Raw genomic sequence first — 20,446 nt, 5'->3', positions numbered from 1 at the left:
GAACACTAAAATATTTGACTAGCGTTTAGGGGCGGCGGTGCTGCCTCTGACGATCAGTTCGCTGTCCAATAAACGGGAGCCGCTGGCGACATTTTGCCCGTGCAGCTGCTCCAGTAACAGTAACATGGCTTGTTGACCAATCTGAAAGCGCGGTTGCGCCACCGTGGTTAACGGCGGATCGCAATACTGCGTCATTTTCAGATCGTCAAAACCGACGATCGATAGATCGCCCGGGACGCTCAGGCCCATTTTACGCGCCTGCGACAATACGCCGATCGCCATGATATCGCTGTGGCAGAAGACCGCCGTCGGCGGTTTCGGCAGCGTCATCAGGGTTTTCAGCGCGGCTGCGCCCGCTTCATAAGTGAAATCACCCCGGGTAATATAGCCGCTTTCGACGGTAATGCCATTACGGCGTAGTGCCTGAATGTAACCCTGCAGGCGATATTCGCTGAGCGGCATCTGCTGCGGCCCGGCGACACAGGCGATTCGCGTATGTCCGAGCTGATGCAAATAATGTACGGCCTCGAAGGCGGCGGTCAGGTTGTCGATGTGCACCGTGGGCAGTTCCAGTTCCGGCGCAAACTCATTGGCCATCACCATCGGCGGCAGGTTGCGCTGCTCTTCCTTGCTGGCGTCAAAAGGCAGATTGGAGCCGAGCAGCAGCATGCCGTCGATCTGTTTGGTGATAATCAGATTAACGAAGGTGCGCTCCTGCTGATTTTGCTGCGCGCAGTCGCCGATCAGCACCAGGTAGCCTTGCTGCGCGGCAGTCTGCTCGATCCCTTGAATAATATCGGCGAAGAAGGGATCGCAGATATCCGGGACGATCACCAGGATGGTGCGGGATTCATTGCGTTTAACGTTGCGCGACAGCGCATGCGGAGAGTAACCCACGGCCAGTACGGCCTGTTCCACTTTCTGACGCGTTGGCGCTGAGACTTTCTCCGGATTCATCAGCGCACGTGATACGGTTGCCGTTGAAACGCCCGCCATTTCCGCAACGTCTTTCATGGTTGCCATGGATAACTCTTTCTTGTGTTCCAACGCCTTTCTCCTTGCGTCAGCCCAATGCCAACGCGATTACTGCCATACCCCAGGCAACGACGCCGTATCAGGGCGCATTTCCGCGTTGACGCCAGGTCCTGCGGATGTGCAGCCCGCCAGCGGAAATCTTCACGATATTCTAAACAGATTACGTACCGCTTTTGTTACCTAATTTGCATAAAAAATGTGATGAAGCGGGAGTTTTTCGCGTTCGCTCGCAAATTCAAGGGTAAACGTTTGCTTAACGCCAAAGAAATCAGACTTTTCCGTGTTCAGCCGTCGATAGGATCGACGTCCAGCGTCCATTTGACTTTACGGGCCTGCGGCAGGGTACCGATCAGCGGCAGCGTGTTCTTCATGATCGCCTGCAGGACGCGGCGTGACGGGTGTTGCAGCAGCAGTTGCCAGCGAAAACGTCCCCCGCGTTTGGACTGCAGCGCCGGCACCGGCCCCATCACCCACAGGGAATCGTCTTTCAGCGGGCTGGCTTCCAGCAGGTTGCGCAGCTGCTGCAGGAACATCGGCGCCTGCTGATTATCGTGATCGTCGGCGCGCAGCATGATATGGCTGGTGTAGGGGGGCAGAAAGACGCTGTTGCGCTCGCTCAACGCCTGTTTGGCGAAGGCGTCGTAACCCTGCTGTAGCAGCGTTTGCAGCAGCGGGTGTTCCGGGTGGTGGGTCTGCAGCAGCACCTCCCCCTGTTTGCCGGCGCGGCCGGCGCGGCCGGACACCTGGGTATACAGCTGGGCGAAGCGCTCGGCGGAGCGGAAGTCGGCGGAAAACAGCGCGCCGTCAACGTCCAGCAGCGCCACCAGCGTCACGTCCGGGAAGTGGTGGCCTTTGGCCAGCATTTGCGTGCCGATCAGGATACGTGCGCCGCCACGGTGGATCTCGTTCAGGTGCTGCTCCAGCGATCCTTTACGGCTGGTGGTGTCGCGATCGATGCGGGTAATCGGCGTGTCCGGGAACAGCGGCGCCAGCTCGTTTTCCAGCTGTTCGGTACCGACGCCGACCGATACCAGATGCGTGGAGCCGCATTGCGGGCACTGGTGCGGCACCGGCCGTTGGCTGTCGCAGTGGTGGCAGCGCAGCTGGCGGTAATTCTGGTGCAGGGTGTAGTAGCGATCGCAACGCTGACATTCGGCAATCCAGCCGCATTCGTGACAGAGCAGCGCCGGCGCATAGCCGCGGCGGTTGAGGAACAGCATCACCTGATTATCGTTTTTCAGGTGGTGGCGCATGCTGTTTAGCAGCGGCTGCGACAGGCCGACCTTCAGCGGCAGGCCTTTCAGATCAATCAGGTGCTGGGCGGCCGGTTTGGCGTTGCCGGCGCGCAGCGTCAGTTTTAACTGCCGGTATTTGCCCAGCTGTACGTTATGCAGCGTCTCCAGAGCCGGCGTGGCCGAGCCCATCACCATCGGAATATTTTCCGCATGGGCGCGGAACACCGCCAGATCGCGCGCGTGGTAGCGCCAGCCTTCCTGCTGCTTATACGAGCTGTCGTGTTCTTCATCGATAATGATGACGCCCAGGCGGGCGAACGGGGTAAACAGCGCCGAGCGGGTACCGATGACAATCGCCGCTTCGCCGCTGCGGGCGCGTAGCCAGACGGCCAGACGCTCGCTGTCGTTCAGGCCGGAGTGCAGGACATCCACCGGTGCGTTGAAACGCTCGCGAAAGCGGGCGATGGTCTGCGGCGTCAGGCCGATTTCCGGCACCAGCACCAGCGCCTGTTTGCCTTTCGCCAAAATATTTTCCAGCACGCTGAGGTAGACCTCGGTCTTGCCGGAGCCGGTGATCCCGGCCAGCAGCCAGGCGGCGAACTGTTCATCCTCACTGCGGATGGCGCCGACGGCGGTGGCCTGTTCGGTATTGAGCCGCAGCCGTTCGCCCTGCACGCTGAAGCCGGGCCGCCAGTCCTGCAGCGCTGCAGTCTGCGCGCGCAGGTCGGCCAGGCCTTTGGCTCGCAGCGCCTGCAGCGCATTGTCGGTCAGATCGAGTTCACTGACCTGGTGACGATACACCGGGCGCTGCAGCAGGGCGGCGAGCGCCTGCTGCTGTTTGGGCGCACGTTTCAGGTTTTCCGGCGGCGTGACACGGCCCGTTTCGGTCGCGAACCACTGCCACAGCGGCGTGGTTTCCGCCGGTTTACCTTGGCGCAGCAGGGTCGGCAGCGCATGAAACAGCACTTCGCCGAGCGGATAGTGATAATAGTCGCTGGCCCAGCGCAGGATGCGCCACATGCCGGCGGGAAACAGCGAATCACCGTCGATAATGCTGTCTATCGGTTTGAGTTTTTCCAGCGGCAGTTCGCTGCTTTCGCTACATCCAGTGACGATGCCGATGGCGCGCTGCTTTCCCCAGGGTACGCAAACGCGCGCGCCAACCACCGGCTGCAGCCCCTGGGGCAGCAGGTAATCGAAAGTGCGGGTCAGCGGAACCGGTAGAGCAACGTGAACAACGGGCATAGGGTCCATCCAAATGAGAAAGAGGGGGCTAGTTTACACGGCAGGCGGCCAAATGTACGGATCCGATTGCGTGGTGTATTTTATTCTGTATAATTTGCCGCCTTTGGTATAATTCGATACCAATAAATTATCATCAACCACGTGTGGTGTCTGGCGAAACAGGGCTGGATAGCGACACGGCCTTAACTGAGGTTTCCCCATGAAAGAAGGTATCCACCCTAAATACGATTTCGTTACTGCAAGCTGCTCTTGCGGTAATGTCATGAAGATCCGCTCCACCGTGGGCCACGATCTGAACCTGGACGTTTGTGGCGCATGCCACCCGTTCTACACTGGCAAGCAGCGTGACGTTGCTACCGGTGGCCGCGTTGACCGCTTCAACAAGCGCTTCAGCGTACCAGGCGTTAAGAAATAAGATTTCTTATCGACCGATAAAAAAGGCGCCTTCGGCGCCTTTTTTGTTTCTGTCACCGGCGTCCGCCGATGGCATCAATATTCCCAGGTATCGGGATCGACGCCCAGCTCACGCATCAACACCTTCGCGGCTTCCGGGATTTCATCGCTGCGCTCTTTGCGCAGGTCTTCATCATTCGGCAGCGGCTGGCCGGTAAAAGCGTGCAGGAACGCTTCACACAGTAATTCACTGTTGGTGGCGTGACGCAGGTTATTGACCTGGCGACGGGTGCGTTCATCGGTGAGGATTTTCAGGACCTTCAACGGAATCGACACCGTGATTTTTTTTACTTGTTCGCTTTTTTTACCGTGTTCAGCGTAAGGGCTGACATACTCGCCGTTCCACTCAGCCATGGGACACCTTAAAATTGTCAGAAAGATTACAATATTCTAAAAACCGGCCAATTATGCCCGATCTTCACTGTTCTCACTAAATAAATGTCAATATTACGCGACCGGAGTCACTGATGGATGCGGCGTGAGCGTGATGGGCTATGCTTATCGCGCCAGCCTCTTACCCGACCAAACTGACATAATGTTAGCGGGTATTATGCCTTTGCTTAATCTATACGCGAAGAAGTTTAGATGTCCAGATGTATTGACGTCTATTCGTCATGCGATTAATCTTTATGCCTCATTCATCCGCCTTTGAGAGCCGAGCGACTCCTATGACGCGTAAACCAGCCACGATTGCCGTGCGTAGCGGCCTGAACGATGACGAGCAGTACGGCTGCGTCGTCCCGCCCATTCATCTTTCCAGCACCTATAACTTCACCGACTTCAACCAGCCGCGTGCGCATGACTATTCCCGCCGCGGCAACCCGACGCGTGATGTGGTACAGCGCGCGCTGGCTGAACTGGAAGGTGGCGCCGGTGCGGTGATGACCGGCAGTGGTATGTCGGCGATCCATCTGGTGACCACCGTGTTGCTGCAGCCCGGCGACCTGCTGGTGGCGCCGCATGACTGCTACGGCGGCAGCTACCGGTTGTTCGACAGCCTGAGCAAGCGCGGCGCCTACCGGGTGCTGTTTGTCGATCAGGGCGATGAAGCGGCGCTGCAGCAGGCGCTGGCGCAGAAGCCGAAGCTGGTGCTGATCGAAACGCCGAGCAACCCGTTGCTGCGCGTGGTGGATATTGCCGCCATCTGCGACGCGGCGCATGCGGCCGGCGCGCTGACGGTGGTGGACAACACCTTCCTGAGCCCGGCATTGCAGCAGCCTATCGCCTTGGGGGCGGATCTGGTGGTGCACTCCTGCACCAAATACCTCAACGGCCACTCGGACGTCGTTGCCGGTGCGGTGATCGCCAAAGACGCCGACCTGGCGGTGGAGCTGGCATGGTGGGCGAACAATATCGGCGTCACCGGCGGCGCATTCGACAGCTACCTGCTGCTGCGCGGCATGCGCACGCTGGCGCCGCGTATCAGGGCGGCGCAGGAGAATGCCACCGCCATAATTCGTTATTTACAGCAGCAACCCTTGGTGAAAAAGCTGTATCATCCTTCCCTGCCGGAAAACCCGGGTCATGATATTGCGCGCCGGCAGCAACGCGGCTTTGGCGCGATGCTCAGTTTTGAGCTGGATGGCGATGAGGCGGCGCTGCGTCGTTTCCTGTCGGCGCTGCGTTTATTTACGCTGGCGGAATCGCTGGGCGGGGTGGAGAGCCTGATCTCGCATACGGCGACCATGACCCACGCCGGCATGGCGGCGGAGGCGCGGGCGGCTGCGGGGATTTCCGACAGTCTGCTGCGTATTTCCGTGGGTATTGAAGACAGTGACGATTTGATTGCCGATCTGGAACACGCCTTCCAGGCGGCGGCAACGAGGTAAGCATGAATGCAATTGCGGTAGCAGGACCGGTCAGCGGACGTCAACTGCACAAATTCGGCGGCAGCAGCCTGGCCGATGTGAAATGTTATTTGCGGGTGGCCGGGATTATGGCGGAGTACAGTCAGCCGGGCGATCTGATGGTGGTTTCTGCGGCGGGCAGTACCACCAACCAACTGATTAGCTGGCTGAAGCTCAGCCAGAGCGATCGACTTTCTGCACATCAGGTACAGCAAACGCTGCGCCGTTATCACAGCGAGCTGATCGGCGGTTTGCTGCCGCCTACGGCTGCTGACCCGTTGATTGCCGAGTTTACGCGCGATCTGGAGCGGCTGGCGGTATTGCTGGACGGTCAGGTTGATGACGTTACCTATGCCGAAGTGGTCGGCCACGGCGAGGTGTGGTCGGCGCGTCTGATGGCTGCAGTGCTTAATCAGCAGGATATTCAGGCGGCCTGGCTGGACGCGCGCGATTTCCTGCGCGCCGAGCGCGCCGCGCAGCCGCAGGTGGATGAAGGCCGCTCTTATCCGCTGTTGCAGCAGCTGATGGCGCAGCATCCCGGCAAACGGCTGGTAGTGACCGGCTTTATTTCGCGCAACGACGCGGGTGAAACCGTGCTGCTTGGGCGTAACGGCAGTGACTATTCGGCCACGCAGATCGGCGCTTTGGCCGGCGCGGAGCGCGTAACCATCTGGAGCGACGTCGCCGGGGTGTACAGCGCCGATCCGCGCAAGGTGAAAGACGCCTGCCTGCTGCCGCTGCTGCGGCTGGACGAAGCCAGCGAGCTGGCGCGCCTGGCGGCGCCGGTGCTGCATACCCGCACCTTGCAGCCGGTTTCCGGCAGTGATATCGACCTGCAACTGCGCTGCAGCTATCAGCCGGAGCAGGGGTCGACCCGGATTGAGCGGGTGCTGGCTTCCGGCACCGGTGCGAAGATTGTCACCAGCCATGATGACGTCTGTCTGGTTGAGCTGACGGTAGCACCGCAGCATGATTTCAAGCTGGCGCAAAAAGAACTGGAATTGGTGCTGAAGCGCGCGCAGGTCAAGCCGCTGTCTACCGGCCTGCACCCGGATCGCAACCTGATTCAGCTGTGTTACACCTCGGAGGTGGCCGACAGCGCGCTGCGCATGCTGCAGGACGCCGGTCTGCCGGGCGATGTACAGTTGCGACAGGGGCTGGCGCTGGTGGCGCTGGTCGGCGCCGGCGTGTGCAAGAATCCGTTGCACAGCCACCGTTTCTACCAGCAGCTGAAGGACCAGCCGGTCGAGTTTATCTGGCAGGCGGAAGACGGCATCAGCCTGGTGGCGGTACTGCGTCAGGGGCCGACCGCGTCGCTGATCCAGGGGCTGCACCAAAGTCTGTTCCGGGCGGAAAAGCGCATTGGCCTGGTGCTGTTCGGCAAAGGCAATATCGGCTCCCGCTGGCTGGAGCTGTTCGCCCGCGAGCAGAAGAACCTGTCCGCCCGTAGCGGTTTCGAGTTCACGTTGGCCGGAGTGGTGGACAGCCGCCGCAGCCTGCTGAATTACGACGGCCTCGATGCCAGCCGGGCGCTGGCCTTCTTTGAAGAAGAGGCGCAGGAGCTGGATGAAGAATCGCTGTTCCTGTGGATGCGCGCGCATCCGTTCGACGATCTGGTGGTGCTGGACGTGACCGCCAGCGAAGATCTGGCGCAGCAGTATCTGGATTTCGCCAGCTACGGTTTCCACGTGATCAGCGCCAATAAACTGGCGGGCGCCTCCTGCGGCAGTAATTACCGCCAGATTCGCGACGCCTTCGCCAAAACCGGCCGTCACTGGTTGTACAACGCCACCGTCGGCGCCGGCCTGCCGGTCAACCATGCGGTGCGCGATCTGCGTGACAGCGGCGACGGTATTCTGGCGATCAGCGGTATCTTCTCCGGCACGTTGTCGTGGCTGTTCCTGCAGTTTGACGGCACCGTTCCTTTCACCGAGCTGGTGGATCAGGCGTGGCAGCAGGGGCTGACCGAACCGGACCCGCGCGTTGATCTGTCCGGGCAGGACGTGATGCGCAAGCTGGTGATTCTGGCGCGTGAAGCCGGCTACGATCTCGAGCCGAATCAGGTGCGGGTGGAGTCGCTGGTGCCGAGCGGCACTGAGCAAGACTCGGTCGATCAGTTCTTCGAGAACGGCGAGGCGCTGAATCAGCAGATGCTGCAGCGCTTTGAGGCCGCCAGCGAGATGGGCCTGGTGCTGCGTCACGTGGCGCGTTTCGATGCCAACGGTAAGGCGCGCGTCGGCGTGGAGGCCGTGCGTCCGGAGCATCCGCTGGCCGCGCTGCTGCCGTGCGATAACGTCTTTGCGATTGAAAGCCGCTGGTACCGCGATAATCCGCTGGTGATTCGCGGGCCGGGCGCAGGGCGCGATGTGACCGCCGGTGCGATCCAGTCCGATCTCAACCGGCTGGCGCAGCTGCTGTAATTTTTTCAGGTTACTGAATGCCGACGGGGCGCTGCTTGCAGCGCCCCGTTTGTTTTTTTAGCCGCGGCTAACATGAAATTCTCGCCGGTGGCGATGAGGATTAATCATCGTATTACCCTCACTTTTCTGTTGACTCTTTCACCAACATCCGGCATTTTCAATCTAGACGTCTAAACGTATAGACGCTTATTAAGATAACACCGCGATCGACAAGAGGCAGACAGGTATGAGTTTTTTTCACGCAAACCAGCGGGAAGCGCTGAACCAGAGCCTGGCCGAATTAAACGGTCAGATTAACGTATCGTTTGAGTTCTTTCCGCCGCGCACCAGCGAAATGGAAGAGACTCTGTGGCAGTCGATCGATCGTCTGAGCAGCCTGAAACCTAAATTCGTCTCGGTCACCTACGGCGCCAATTCTGGCGAACGCGATCGCACCCACGGCATCATCAAGGGGATTAAGGACCGCACCGGCCTCGATGCCGCACCACACCTGACCTGTATTGACGCCTCACGTGAACAGCTGAGCGCGATCGCCAGCGATTACTGGAACAACGGTATCCGTCATATCGTGGCGCTGCGCGGCGATCTGCCGCCGGGCAGCGGCAAGCCGGAGATGTACGCAACCGATCTGGTGGCGCTGCTGAAGGATGTCGGCGATTTCGATATTTCGGTGGCGGCTTATCCGGAAGTGCACCCGGAGGCGAAAAGCGCACAGGCCGACCTGATCAACCTGAAGCGTAAGATTGACGCCGGCGCCAACCGTGCGATTACCCAATTCTTCTTTGACGTGGAAAGTTACCTGCGTTTTCGCGACCGCTGCGTCGCCACCGGCATTGACGTTGAAATCGTGCCGGGCATCCTGCCGGTGTCCAACTTCAAGCAGCTGCAGCGCTTCGCCACCATGACCAACGTGCGGGTGCCGAGCTGGATGACCAGCATGTTCGCCGGGTTGGATGACGATCCGGAAACGCGCAAGATGGTGGGGGCCAATATTGCGATGGATATGGTGAAAATCCTCAGCCGCGAAGGAGTAAAAGATTTCCACTTCTATACCCTGAACCGCGCCGAGATGAGCTATGCGATTTGCCATACGCTGGGCGTGCGGCCAATAGCGGCGGCCTGATAGATAGATGAACGATGCAAAAAAGCGCTGTATAAACAGCGCTTTTTTATCTCGGTAGGAAAGACGAGGAAAGGAGGTGCCATCGCACCTCCTGCTTGCCAACTTAGCCGGTATTTTGGTGTAGAAAATTCCGCCAGATCCCTCCAGGCGGTGTGGTAACGGGGAGGGTAAATTGAGAATTATTTATTTAATATGAAATTCAAAAATATATATTTTATTATTGCCATAAAATAAGAAAGTAAAATAAAGGAAAAAGCTAATGCAGTGATTCTGTAATAAGTGTCTATCCATGCTGATATTTTAGGGTTTATTTCTTCAAGGAAGCTATAGATAGCGTCGTTTTCGTCGTGCATAAATAGTGGTTTTCTTTTGTGTTTTAAACAATGAAAGTAGTACGACATCCCAAACGAACCAAAGAACCCCATCAGCGAGTGGAAATGGTACGCAGCACCAAATGAAAAATTTTTGGATAGATATTCATTGATAATTGTATAGCAATTGCCTTTTATTTACAAAAATAAAAGAATAAATACACCATGGAGATGATAGATATCCATGCTGAGCCGATTCCAAGATAAGAAATTACAGTTATCATTTTAGTCTTTAAGGAGGTAATCAATAAACGCTTCGCCGGACTGGCTACCGAGATATCCGCCTGCCAGCGAGCCTACAGCAGCACACGCGAACCCCCCAGCTCCGGCGGCAGGTGCAGTTACTATTCCTAAACCGATGCGAATGGCCCCTTCTGCGGTTGCCATCATTGCCTTTCCTCCAAGTCCACCTGCAGTACTGAATCCAAATTTAGAATATTCTTTAAAGGCCGATTTCCCGTATTCAATAACCGGGGGCAATGTTACGTGGCATATTATCCCTCTTATAGTTCCAACCCATTGTTCCAGCAATAGTAACCTAATGCCCCGTGGTGGGTACACCAGAAAATGTTTTTTACATGGTTTCCCTTTAACCCTCACTGATTAGATAAACTATGCCTCCAGATAGTGGTTTGATAGGGAAGGCATTTAATCGCCCTTTTTTACTAAACTGAATAAGGAAGAAAGCAGGCCGTTAGATGTCTTAATAAATTAAACAGGTTTTTTATCACGGGTTTATCGCTGCAGTCTTTACGGCATCCTCTGCCTGGCTGAATAACTACAGACAAAAAATGCCCGCTATATCAATAGCGGGCATTGGTCAGAGACGTGGCAGGCCTATGACTTAGCCGGTATTGCGCATCCCGGCGGCGACGCCGGCGATGGTGACCATTAATGCCTGCTCGACGCGTGCGTCTTGCTGGCCGTTTTCTTCTTGCTGACGTGAGCGGTGCAGCAGCTCCGCCTGCAGAACGTTCAGCGGATCGGTATAGACGTTGCGCAGTGCGATGGATTCGGCGATCCACGGCAGGTCTTCCATCAGGTTGTCATCGTTGGCGATGGCCAATACCACTTTGATGTCGCTTTCCAACTGCTCGCGCAGCTGTTTGCCCAGCGGCCACAGTGACTCATCCACCAGGCGCTGATCGTAGTATTCCGCCAGCCACAGGTCGGCCTTGGCGAACACCATTTCCAGCATGGCGATGCGGGTGGAGAAGAACGGCCAGTCGCGGCACATCGTTGCCAACTGCTCCTGCTTGCCGGCCTTCACTGCTTCCTGCAGACCGGCGCCGGCGCCCAGCCAGGCTGGCAGCATCAGGCGGTTCTGCGTCCAGGCGAAGATCCACGGAATGGCGCGCAGGCTTTCCACGCCGCCGTTCGGCCGGCGTTTGGCCGGGCGCGAGCCCAGCGGCAGTTTACCCAGCTCCAGTTCCGGCGTGGCAGCGCGGAAGTAGGGCACAAACTCCGGGTTTTCGCGCACGTAGCCGCGATACATCTGGCATGAAGTGTCGGATAGCTCGTCCATCAGGGTGCGCCACTCTTTCTTCGGTTCCGGCGGCGGCAGCAGGTTGGCTTCCAGAATGGCGCCGGTATACAACGCCAGGCTGCTGATGGTGACTTCCGGCAGGCCGAACTTGAAGCGGATCATCTCCCCCTGTTCGGTGACGCGCAGCCCGCCTTTCAGGCTGCCGGGCGGCTGTGACAGCAGTGCCGCATGGGCCGGCGCGCCACCGCGGCCGATTGAGCCGCCGCGGCCGTGGAACAGCGTCAGCGCGACGCCGGCTTTTTCGCAGGTTTTGATCAGCGCGTCCTGCGCACGGTACTGCGCCCAGGAGGCGGCCATCACGCCGGCGTCTTTCGCCGAATCGGAATAGCCAATCATCACCATCTGCTTGCCCTGGATAAAGCCGCGGTACCAGTCGATATTCAGCAACTGGGTCATCACGTCGTCGGCGTTGTTCAGATCGTCCAGGGTTTCGAACAGTGGCGCCACCGGCAGAGCGAACGGGCAGCCGGCCTCTTTGAGCAGCAGGTGCACCGCCAGCACGTCAGACGGCGTACGCGCCATGGAGATCACATAGGCGGCGATGGATCCCTGCGGCGCTTCGGCGATCACCCGGCAGGTTTCCAGCACTTCCTGCGTATCTTCACTCGGTTGCCACTGCAGCGGCACCAGCGGACGCTTGGAGTTCAGCTCGCGGATCAGGAACGCCTGTTTATCCGCTTCTGACCAGCTCTCATAATCGCCCAGGCCCAGATAGCGCGTCAGTTCGGCGATGGCTTCGGTGTGGCGGGTGCTCTCCTGACGTACGTCGATGCGCACCAGCGGCACGCCGAAGCAGCGCACGCGGCGCAGGGTATCGAGCAGCTGGCCGTTGGCGATGATGCCCATGCCGCAGGCGACCAGCGACTGATAGCAGGCGAACAGCGGTTCCCACAGCTGCTCGTTACTTACCAGCAGGTCGTGTGGCTTCAGCATACGTTCGCCTTTCAGGCGGCCTTCCAGATAGGTCTGCGAACCGATCAACTGGCTGCGCAGGCGCTTCATGATCTCACGGTATGGCTCCTGCACCGACTCGCCGCCGGCCAGCTCGCGCAGTTCCGGCGTACATTCGGTCATCGACAGTTCCGAGACCAGCACCTGAATATCGCGGGTGAACAGGTCGCAGGCTTTCCAGCGGCTCAACAGCAGCACGTGGCGGGTGATTTCTGCGGTGACGTTCGGGTTGCCGTCACGGTCGCCGCCCATCCAGGAGGTAAAGCGTACCGGTACGGCCTCCACCGGCAGACGGTAGTCGATGGCGTTTTCCAGCTGTTCGTTAAATTCGCGCAGGAAGGCCGGAACGCCTTCCCACAGGCTGTTTTCCACCACCGCAAAACCCCACTTGGCTTCATCGATCGGCGAAGGGCGGTTTTTACGGATTTCATCGGTGTGCCACGACTGCGCCACCAGCTGACGCAGACGGCGCATGATTTTGTTGCGCTCGTAGTCGGCCAGATCGTTGTGGTCCAGCTGGCTGAGGCAGGTATTCACCTCCACCAGTTTGTGGATCAGGGTGCGGCGGGTGATTTCCGTCGGGTGGGCGGTGAGCACCAGCTCGATGGAGAGTTGATCCACGGCATCGCACAGCTCTTTGTTACTGAGTTTTTTGCCTTTCAGGCGGCTGAACAGCTGCGCCATCGCTTCCGGATTGCTGGCGGCCTCGCCGTGCGGCGAAATGCTGTGATACTGCTCGGCCACGTTGGTTAAATTGAGGAATTGGCTGAAAGCGCGCGCTACGGGCAGCAGCTCATCGTTGGACAGGTTTTGCAGCGTAGTGAGCAGTTCCTGACGATGCGCCTCATTGCCTGCGCGTGAAGATTTGGAAAGTTTACGGATGGTTTCAACACGATCGAGAATATGCTCGCCCAGCGCTTCTTTAATGGTTTCGCCGAGCAATTTGCCGAGCATACTGACATTACTTCGCATTGCCGAATATTGTTCGTTCATATAACCCCTGACCCAATCTGTACGTATTTGCATACCTTTCATGTGCGGGATGTATCTGTTTTGGCTGTTGTCCCTGATGCCTGGATACCACCCCGGATGCATTTAGGTATCTGTTGTAAGTAAATTTCACGTGTCAGGCAAAGGAAGCCTGTTTTATCGCACCACGTGTCTGTCCAATGGTTAATTGACACTATTTTCAGCAAAAAAACATCAAAATCATCGTTTTTTCTGAAATTTAATTACAGCCTGCGGCTTATCAGTCTGGCTAATTACGCACAGGCTTACGCCTTTCAGCAAGGGGCATGATAGGTCATTGCCCCTATGATTTCGTTGGTTTATTGATGGCAGAAGTGATCGACCAGCTGGCCGATCAGCGTGCGGGTTGGTTCAATAAAGGCGGTATCAATGTATTCATCCGGCTGGTGCGCCTGGTTGATGGAGCCGGGGCCCAGCACCAGCGTCGGGCACACTTCCTGGACGAACGGCGCTTCGGTGCAGTAGTTAACCACCTCAGTGCGTGAGCCCAGCAGCTGCTCGATCACTGCCACCAGATGGTGATCGGTCGGGCACTCGTAGCCGGGGATCGGCGGATGCAGTTCATCAATGCTCAGCCGGCCCGGCCAGCGTTCGCTGACCGGCGCCAGTGCGCTGTGCATCAGCTCATTAATATTCTCCAGCGTCATGCCCGGCAGCGGACGGATATCCAGATGCAGTTCACAACAGGCGCAAATACGGTTTGCCGCATCGCCGCCATGAATATGCCCGAAGTTCATCGTCGGATACGGCACGGCAAACGCCGGATTGTTATAGCGTTCCTGCAGGGTGTTACGCAGTTCCATCAGATGGCCGATCGATTCATGCATCAGATCGATGGCGTTAACACCGCGCGCCGGATCGCTTGAGTGGCCGGACTGGCCGGTGATGCGGATGGCGTTGGAGAGGTGGCCTTTATGCGCGCGCACCGGGCGTAACGACGTCGGTTCGCCGATGATGGCGAAATCCGGGCGGATGGCGGTTGAGGCGGCAAAATAGCGTGCGCCGGCCATCGTCGTTTCTTCATCCGCCGTGGCCAGGATATACAGCGGCTTGGTCAGTTTGCTGGCGTCGATATCGCGCACCGCATCCAGAATAAAAGCAAAGAAACCTTTCATATCCGCCGTGCCGAGACCGTACAGCTTATTGTCATGTTCGGTCAGAGTGAACGGATCGCGCGTCCAGCGTCCTTCATCATAAGGTACGGTGTCGGTGTGGCCGGCAAGCAGCAGGCCGCCGCTGCCTTCACCGATGCTGGCCAGCAGGTTGAATTTGTTGCGGGTGTCCGGCACCGGTTGTACGTCGACGCGGAAGCCTAAATCGCTAAACCAGCCGGCCAGCAAATTGATTAACGCTTCATTACTCTGATCGAGAGCGCCATCGGTGGCGCTGATCGACGGGGTGGCGATCAGCGCCCGGTACAGCTCAATAAATGGAGGTAATTTCATCTTCACTGTTGACAGCCTTTGGTTAGGGTAGTATCAATATTCATGCATTTATTTTGAATAAAAATACAGTAAACTAAAGCGTAACGGAACCCGAGGACCGGATGTTTATAAAAACATCAACGCTCAATCACGTGGGTGAACGACGCAACAACGCGGTCGAGCCCTGTTACCGGGGTCGCAAGCGACCACTTGGCAAGTTTAGAAGGTGAAAGGCCACATGTTGAACACGCTGATCGTTGGTGCCAGCGGCTATGCCGGAGCGGAGCTCACGGCGTACCTGAATCGCCACCCACATATGAACATAACCGCTTTAGCGGTTTCAGCGCAAAGTGCAGATGCAGGAAAATTGCTTTCCGACCTGCATCCTCAGTTGAAAGGCATCGTTGATTTACCGCTGCAGCCGCTGACGGACGTGGCGCAAGCGGCGCAGGGCATTGATGTGGTGTTCCTCGCCACCGCCCATGAAGTCAGCCATGACATTGCGCCGGCGTTTCTGGCTGCCGGCTGTGTGGTGTTTGATCTATCCGGCGCCTTCCGGGTGCAGGATGCGGCGTTTTATCAGCAATATTACGGGTTTGAGCATCAGCATGCCGGCTGGCTGGAACAGGCGGTGTACGGGCTGGCCGAGTGGCAGAGCGAAAAAATCAAAACGGCGCAGCTGATTGCGGTGCCGGGCTGCTACCCGACCGCCGCTCAGCTGGCGCTAAAACCGCTGATCGACGGCCAGTTGCTGAACCTGACGCAGTGGCCGGTGATTAACGCCACCAGCGGCGTCAGCGGCGCCGGACGCAAGGCCAGCGTCACCACCAGCTTTTGCGAAGTGAGCCTGCAGCCGTATGGAATTTTCACCCACCGGCATCAGCCGGAAATCGCCGCACATCTCGGCGCACCGGTGATCTTCACCCCGCATTTGGGCAACTTCCCGCGCGGCATTCTGGAAACCATTACCTGCCGGCTGCAGCCCGGCGTGAGCGCTGCGGATATCGCCGCCGCCTATCATGCCGCCTATGACGACAAGCCGCTGGTGCGGCTGTACGAACAGGGCGTGCCGGCGCTGAAGGCGGTGGTGGGGCTGCCATTCTGCGATATCGGCTTTGCCGTGCAGGGCGAGCACCTGATCGTCGTAGCGGTGGAAGATAACCTGTTAAAAGGCGCGGCCGCTCAGGCGGTGCAGTGCCTGAATATTCGCTTTGGGTTCCCTGAAACCCAATCATTACTTTAAGTCCGCGTGAGTAAATAACGATGAATCCGTTAATTATCAAGTTAGGTGGCGTGTTATTAGACAGTGAAGAAGCGCTGGAGCGTCTGTTTACCGCGCTGGACAGCTATCGCGCCCAGTATCAGCGTCCGCTGGTGATCGTGCACGGCGGCGGCTGCGTGGTGGATGAGCTGATGAAGCAGCTGTCTTTGCCGGTGGTGAAGAAAAACGGCCTGCGGGTCACACCCGCTGAACAGATCGACATTATTACCGGCGCGCTGGCGGGCACGGCCAATAAAACCCTGCTGGCCTGGGCGGTTAAGCACCAAATCAACGCGGTCGGCCTGAGCCTGGCGGACGGCAACAGCGTTGCGGTTACGCAGCTCGATCCGGAGCTGGGCCACGTGGGCAACGCGCAGCCGGGGTCGCCGGCACTGCTGCAAACCCTGCTGGGCGCGGGTTATCTGCCGGTTGTCAGCTCCATCGGCATTACCGCCGGCGGCGAGCTGATGAATGTCAATGCCGACCAGGCCGCGACGGCGCTGGCCGCCACGCTGGGCGCCGACCTGATCCTGCTGTCGGACGTCAGCGGCATTCTGGACGGCAAGGGCCAGCGCATTGCCGAAATGACGGCGCAAAAAGCGGAGCAGCTTATCGAACAGGGCATCATTACCGATGGTATGGTGGTGAAGGTTAACGCGGCGTTGGACGCTGCCCGCACCCTTGGCCGCCCGGTCGATATCGCCAGCTGGCGCAATGCGGAAAAATTACCGGCGCTGTTCAACGGTGAATCAATCGGCACCCGGATTCTTGCTTAACTTCAGATTTGAAATAGGAATAAGACAATGCAAAACCAAAATATCAAAAAAATCGTGCTGGCTTACTCCGGCGGCCTGGATACTTCTGCCATCATTCCGTGGCTGAAAGAGAACTACGGCGGCTGTGAAGTGGTGGCGTTTGTGGCGGATATCGGCCAGGATCGCAGCGATCTGGAAGGGGTGGAGAAAAAGGCGCTGCAGTCCGGCGCCTCCGAGTGTCACGTGGTCGACCTGCGTGAAGAGTTCATCCGTGATTATGTCTATCCGGTGCTGCAGACCGGCGCATTGTATGAAGGCACCTACCTGCTCGGCACCTCCATGGCGCGTCCGATTATCGCCAAGGCGCAGGTTGAGCTGGCGCTGAAGGTTGGCGCCGACGCGCTGTGCCACGGCGCAACCGGTAAAGGTAACGATCAGGTGCGTTTCGAAACCACTTACACGGCGCTGGCGCCGCAGCTGAAAGTGGTGGCGCCTTGGCGTGAGTGGAACCTGCGTTCCCGTGAAGCGCTGTTGGACTACCTGAAAGAGCGTAATATTCCGACTACCGCGTCGCTGGAAAAAATCTACAGCCGTGATGAAAACGCCTGGCATATTTCCACCGAAGGCGGCGTGCTGGAAAGCCCGTGGAATGCGCCGAACAAAGATTGCTGGGTATGGACCGTCGATCCGCTGGAAGCGCCGGATCGGCCGGAGCAGGTCACCATCCGCGTAGAAAAAGGCCGGGTGGTGGCGGTGAACGGTGAAACACTGACGCCGTACCAGTGCCTGGAAAAACTGAACGAACTGGGCGCCAAGCACGGCGTGGGGCGGATCGATATCGTCGAGAACCGTTTGGTCGGCATCAAATCCCGCGGCTGCTATGAAACCCCGGGAGGCACCATCATGGTTGCGGCGCTGCGCGGCGTCGAGCAGCTGGTGCTGGATCGCGACAGCTTCAAATGGCGCGAGCAGTTAGGGCTGGAAATGTCCTACGTGGTTTATGACGGCCGCTGGTTCGCGCCGTTGCGTCGTTCGATCCAGGCTTCTGCCGAAGCGCTGGCGGAAGAGGTGAACGGTGAAGTGGTGCTGCAGCTGTATAAAGGCCAGGTGACGGCGGTTCAGAAAAAATCGGCCAACAGCCTGTATTCAGAAGAGTTCGCCACCTTTGGCGAAGACGAAGTTTATGACCACAGCCATGCCGGCGGCTTTATCCGCCTGTTCTCTCTGTCTTCACGTATCCGTGCGTTGAACGAACAGAAGTAAGGTCAGCGGTTGTGAGTTTGTCGGGGCGCAGCATGCTGCGCCCCTGATGTTCTGAGCGAATGCATAAAAAATTCAGGAGCAGATTATGGCACTTTGGGGCGGGCGGTTCAGTCAGGCGGCGGATCAGCGGTTCAAACACTTAAACGACTCACTGCGTTTCGATTACCGTCTGGCGGAGCAGGATATTGTCGGCTCCGTCGCCTGGTCGAAAGCGCTGGCGACCGTCAACGTACTGACGGCGCAGGAGCAGCAGCAGCTGGAACAGGCGTTGAACGCCTTGTTGACGGAAGTGCAGGCCGATCCGCTGGCGATCGTGCAGAGCGATGCGGAAGATATCCACAGTTGGGTGGAGCAGAAGCTGATTGAGAAAGTCGGCGATCTGGGTAAAAAGCTGCACACCGGGCGGAGCCGTAACGATCAGGTGGCGACCGATCTGAAACTATGGTGCAAACAGCAGGTCGGCGATCTGCTGACGGCGATCGTCCAGCTGCAGCAGGCGCTGGTGGAAACTGCCGAAGCCAATCAGGATGCGGTGATGCCGGGGTATACCCACCTGCAGCGCGCACAGCCGGTGACATTCGCTCACTGGTGCCTGGCGTATGTAGAAATGCTGGCCCGTGACGAAAGCCGCCTGCAGGATACGCTGAAACGGCTGGATGTCAGCCCGCTTGGCTGCGGCGCACTGGCGGGGACCGCTTATCCTATTGACCGCGAACAGCTGGCCGGCTGGCTGGGTTTTGCTTCCGCCACCCGCAACAGTCTGGACAGCGTTTCCGACCGTGACCACGTGCTGGAACTGCTGTCCAACGCTTCAATCAGCATGGTGCACCTGTCGCGCTTTGCCGAAGACCTGATCTTCTTTAACAGCGGCGAAGCGGACTTTATTGAGCTTTCCGACCGTGTGACGTCCGGCTCGTCGCTGATGCCGCAGAAGAAAAACCCGGACGCGCTGGAGCTGATCCGCGGTAAATGCGGCCGCGTGCAGGGCGCATTGACCGGCATGATGATGACGTTAAAAGGCCTGCCGTTGGCGTATAACAAAGACATGCAGGAAGACAAAGAAGGGCTGTTCGACGCGCTCGACACCTGGATGGACTGCCTGCAGATGGCGGCGCTGGTGCTGGACGGTATTCAGGTGAAACGTCCGCGCTGTCAGGAAGCGGCGGAGCAGGGCTATGCCAATGCCACCGAACTGGCGGATTACCTGGTTGCCAAAGGCGTGCCTTTCCGTGAGGCGCACCATATCGTCGGTGAGGCGGTGGTCGAGGCCATTCGTCAGGGCAAGGCGCTGGAAGCGTTGCCGCTGGCCGATTTGCAGCAGTTCAGCAGCGTGATCGGCGATGACGTCTATCCGGTGCTGTCGCTGCAGTCCTGCCTTGATAAACGCGCGGCGAAAGGCGGCGTATCGCCGCAGCAGGTCGCCAGCGCCATTGCCGCCGCCAAGCAGCGGCTGGCATAACGCTCAGGGCTAGTGAACAACGTAAAGGCGCGGCATGATGCTGCGCCTTTTGCGTTTTTCAGCCGGCGAGCCGGGCGCACAGGTAGCGATTCAGGCTGACGCAAATGCGTCCAGGCCCCGCAGAATAAAAAAGGCGGGCCACTTTACCGGCCCGCCCAATGTTTACCTGGGTTTGTTATTAATCGTTAATCAGACTGACAGGAATTTTTCCAGATCGTCGCTGCCGCCGATATGACGGCCGCCGATAAATACCTGCGGCACGGTGGCGCGGCCGCTGACGGCGCGCAGGCTGACGGTGGTCGCGTCCTGGCCCAGAACGATCTCTTCATACTGCATGCCGCGCTCTTGCAGCATCTGTTTGGCTTTGGCGCAGAACGGACAGCCCGGCTTGGTGAACACGGTGATGGACTCCTGCACTTTGAACTCCGGTGCCAGGTATTTCAGCATGGTGTCGGCGTCAGACACTTCAAACGGGTCGCCCGGTTTGTTGGGTTCCACGAACATTTTTTCGACCACGCCGTTGCGCACCAGCATGGAGTAGCGCCATGAACGCGGGCCGAAGCCGAGCTCGGCTTTCTCAACCAGCATATTCATGCCTTTGGTGAATTCGCCGTTGCCGTCCGGCACGAAGGTAATATTTTCGGCGTGCTGGTCCGCCTTCCAGGCGTTCATCACGAAGGTGTCGTTGACGGAAACGCACAGGATGCTGTCGACGCCGTGCTGCTTAAACACGCTGAACAGCTCGTTATAGCGTGGCAGATGGCTGGAAGAGCAGGTCGGGGTAAAGGCGCCCGGCAGGGAAAACACGACCACGGTCTTGTCTTTAAACAGATCGCTGGTGGTGACGTCGACCCATTGGTCGCCTTGGCGGGTGTGGAACGTAACCTGAGGGACTTTTTTGCCTTCTTGGCTGGTAAACATAGAGTAACCCCTTCATAAGATAAAATAATTTTTCTTTGCTGACGCAATGCCGCTTCGTTGATGAACATTATTCACGCCGGGACTTGATAGTTCTAATCACTCATTGCT

15 protein-coding genes are annotated in these 20,446 nt (G+C 58.2%); 8 read left to right on the top strand and 7 right to left on the bottom strand.

Annotation, left to right across the window (positions count from 1 at the left end):
* Window positions 1-18 precede the first annotated feature (18 nt).
* On the bottom strand, window positions 19-1,047 hold the full coding sequence (gene cytR / locus CLM71_RS23050) for a DNA-binding transcriptional regulator CytR (RefSeq protein ID WP_105233047.1): 1,029 nt from the start codon (window positions 1,045-1,047) through the stop codon (window positions 19-21).
* 272 nt (window positions 1,048-1,319) lie between these two features.
* The gene (priA, locus tag CLM71_RS23045; RefSeq protein ID WP_105233046.1) at window positions 1,320-3,515 is read right to left on the bottom strand and encodes a primosomal protein N'; all 2,196 of its coding nucleotides are present in this window, start codon (window positions 3,513-3,515) and stop codon (window positions 1,320-1,322) included.
* Window positions 3,516-3,714: 199 nt separating this feature from the next.
* Here priA and rpmE point away from each other — a divergent pair, with 199 nt between their 5' ends.
* Window positions 3,715-3,930 (top strand): 50S ribosomal protein L31, encoded by a 216-nt coding sequence (gene rpmE / locus CLM71_RS23040; RefSeq protein WP_015962314.1) that lies wholly within the window; start codon window positions 3,715-3,717, stop codon window positions 3,928-3,930.
* Between the two features lie 74 nt (window positions 3,931-4,004).
* On the opposite strand, the gene metJ is transcribed toward rpmE, so the two are convergent.
* The gene (metJ, locus tag CLM71_RS23035) at window positions 4,005-4,322 is read right to left on the bottom strand and encodes a met regulon transcriptional regulator MetJ (RefSeq protein WP_006317756.1); all 318 of its coding nucleotides are present in this window, start codon (window positions 4,320-4,322) and stop codon (window positions 4,005-4,007) included.
* A 314-nt stretch (window positions 4,323-4,636) separates the two neighbouring features.
* Here metJ and metB point away from each other — a divergent pair, with 314 nt between their 5' ends.
* The 3 genes from metB to metF all read left to right on the top strand — a co-directional run bounded on the left by metB (window position 4,637) and on the right by metF (window position 9,358).
* Window positions 4,637-5,797, top strand: a complete 1,161-nt coding sequence (gene metB / locus CLM71_RS23030; protein ID WP_105233045.1) for a cystathionine gamma-synthase — start codon at window positions 4,637-4,639, stop codon at window positions 5,795-5,797.
* Between the two features lie 2 nt (window positions 5,798-5,799).
* Entirely contained in the window at window positions 5,800-8,235 is a 2,436-nt protein-coding gene (locus CLM71_RS23025) for a bifunctional aspartate kinase/homoserine dehydrogenase II (RefSeq protein WP_105233044.1), read from the top strand.
* 226 nt (window positions 8,236-8,461) lie between these two features.
* Complete coding sequence (metF, locus tag CLM71_RS23020) at window positions 8,462-9,358, top strand: methylenetetrahydrofolate reductase (protein WP_105233043.1); 897 nt, start codon at window positions 8,462-8,464, stop codon at window positions 9,356-9,358.
* A gap of 596 nt (window positions 9,359-9,954) precedes the next feature.
* On the opposite strand, the gene CLM71_RS23015 is transcribed toward metF, so the two are convergent.
* The 3 genes from CLM71_RS23015 to argE all read right to left on the bottom strand — a co-directional run bounded on the left by CLM71_RS23015 (window position 9,955) and on the right by argE (window position 14,700).
* Window positions 9,955-10,119, bottom strand: a complete 165-nt coding sequence (locus CLM71_RS23015; protein ID WP_187043904.1) for a hypothetical protein — start codon at window positions 10,117-10,119, stop codon at window positions 9,955-9,957.
* A 454-nt stretch (window positions 10,120-10,573) separates the two neighbouring features.
* Window positions 10,574-13,219, bottom strand: coding sequence for a phosphoenolpyruvate carboxylase (gene ppc, locus CLM71_RS23010; protein ID WP_105233042.1), 2,646 nt, complete (start codon window positions 13,217-13,219; stop codon window positions 10,574-10,576).
* 335 nt (window positions 13,220-13,554) lie between these two features.
* Window positions 13,555-14,700: an acetylornithine deacetylase gene (argE, locus tag CLM71_RS23005; RefSeq protein WP_105233041.1), complete on the bottom strand. Its 1,146-nt coding sequence runs from the start codon at window positions 14,698-14,700 to the stop codon at window positions 13,555-13,557.
* A 217-nt stretch (window positions 14,701-14,917) separates the two neighbouring features.
* On the opposite strand from argE, the gene argC reads away from it, so the two are divergent.
* From argC to argH, 4 genes are all read left to right on the top strand, one after another.
* The gene (argC, locus tag CLM71_RS23000; protein ID WP_105233040.1) at window positions 14,918-15,922 is read left to right on the top strand and encodes an N-acetyl-gamma-glutamyl-phosphate reductase; all 1,005 of its coding nucleotides are present in this window, start codon (window positions 14,918-14,920) and stop codon (window positions 15,920-15,922) included.
* A 20-nt stretch (window positions 15,923-15,942) separates the two neighbouring features.
* Entirely contained in the window at window positions 15,943-16,716 is a 774-nt protein-coding gene (gene argB, locus CLM71_RS22995; RefSeq protein ID WP_105233039.1) for an acetylglutamate kinase, read from the top strand.
* A 27-nt stretch (window positions 16,717-16,743) separates the two neighbouring features.
* Window positions 16,744-17,958: an argininosuccinate synthase gene (locus tag CLM71_RS22990; protein WP_105233038.1), complete on the top strand. Its 1,215-nt coding sequence runs from the start codon at window positions 16,744-16,746 to the stop codon at window positions 17,956-17,958.
* An 85-nt stretch (window positions 17,959-18,043) separates the two neighbouring features.
* Complete coding sequence (argH, locus tag CLM71_RS22985) at window positions 18,044-19,417, top strand: argininosuccinate lyase (RefSeq protein WP_105233037.1); 1,374 nt, start codon at window positions 18,044-18,046, stop codon at window positions 19,415-19,417.
* 189 nt (window positions 19,418-19,606) lie between these two features.
* On the opposite strand, the gene CLM71_RS22980 is transcribed toward argH, so the two are convergent.
* Window positions 19,607-20,338 (bottom strand): glutathione peroxidase, encoded by a 732-nt coding sequence (locus CLM71_RS22980; protein ID WP_105233036.1) that lies wholly within the window; start codon window positions 20,336-20,338, stop codon window positions 19,607-19,609.
* Window positions 20,339-20,446 lie beyond the last annotated feature (108 nt).

This window comes from Serratia sp. MYb239, from assembly GCF_002966855.1.
In the GTDB taxonomy this organism is placed as follows: domain Bacteria; phylum Pseudomonadota; class Gammaproteobacteria; order Enterobacterales; family Enterobacteriaceae; genus Serratia_B; species Serratia_B rhizosphaerae.
Note: the sequence above shows the minus strand (reverse complement) of the source record. Positions and strands in the feature narration are given on the sequence as shown.

What these genes read in the sequence shown, in the direction of transcription:
- CLM71_RS22980 (WP_105233036.1), bottom strand. Translation starts at nt 20,338, where the DNA reads ATGTTTACCAGCCAAGAAGGCAAAAAAGTCCCTCAGGTTACGTTCCAC.
- CLM71_RS23025 (WP_105233044.1), top strand. Translation starts at nt 5,800, where the DNA reads ATGAATGCAATTGCGGTAGCAGGACCGGTCAGCGGACGTCAACTGCAC.
- argC (WP_105233040.1), top strand. Translation starts at nt 14,918, where the DNA reads ATGTTGAACACGCTGATCGTTGGTGCCAGCGGCTATGCCGGAGCGGAG.
- argE (WP_105233041.1), bottom strand. Translation starts at nt 14,700, where the DNA reads ATGAAATTACCTCCATTTATTGAGCTGTACCGGGCGCTGATCGCCACC.
- metF (WP_105233043.1), top strand. Translation starts at nt 8,462, where the DNA reads ATGAGTTTTTTTCACGCAAACCAGCGGGAAGCGCTGAACCAGAGCCTG.
- argH (WP_105233037.1), top strand. Translation starts at nt 18,044, where the DNA reads ATGGCACTTTGGGGCGGGCGGTTCAGTCAGGCGGCGGATCAGCGGTTC.
- metB (WP_105233045.1), top strand. Translation starts at nt 4,637, where the DNA reads ATGACGCGTAAACCAGCCACGATTGCCGTGCGTAGCGGCCTGAACGAT.
- priA (WP_105233046.1), bottom strand. Translation starts at nt 3,515, where the DNA reads ATGCCCGTTGTTCACGTTGCTCTACCGGTTCCGCTGACCCGCACTTTC.
- CLM71_RS23015 (WP_187043904.1), bottom strand. Translation starts at nt 10,119, where the DNA reads ATGATGGCAACCGCAGAAGGGGCCATTCGCATCGGTTTAGGAATAGTA.
- argB (WP_105233039.1), top strand. Translation starts at nt 15,943, where the DNA reads ATGAATCCGTTAATTATCAAGTTAGGTGGCGTGTTATTAGACAGTGAA.
- CLM71_RS22990 (WP_105233038.1), top strand. Translation starts at nt 16,744, where the DNA reads ATGCAAAACCAAAATATCAAAAAAATCGTGCTGGCTTACTCCGGCGGC.
- ppc (WP_105233042.1), bottom strand. Translation starts at nt 13,219, where the DNA reads ATGAACGAACAATATTCGGCAATGCGAAGTAATGTCAGTATGCTCGGC.
- rpmE (WP_015962314.1), top strand. Translation starts at nt 3,715, where the DNA reads ATGAAAGAAGGTATCCACCCTAAATACGATTTCGTTACTGCAAGCTGC.
- metJ (WP_006317756.1), bottom strand. Translation starts at nt 4,322, where the DNA reads ATGGCTGAGTGGAACGGCGAGTATGTCAGCCCTTACGCTGAACACGGT.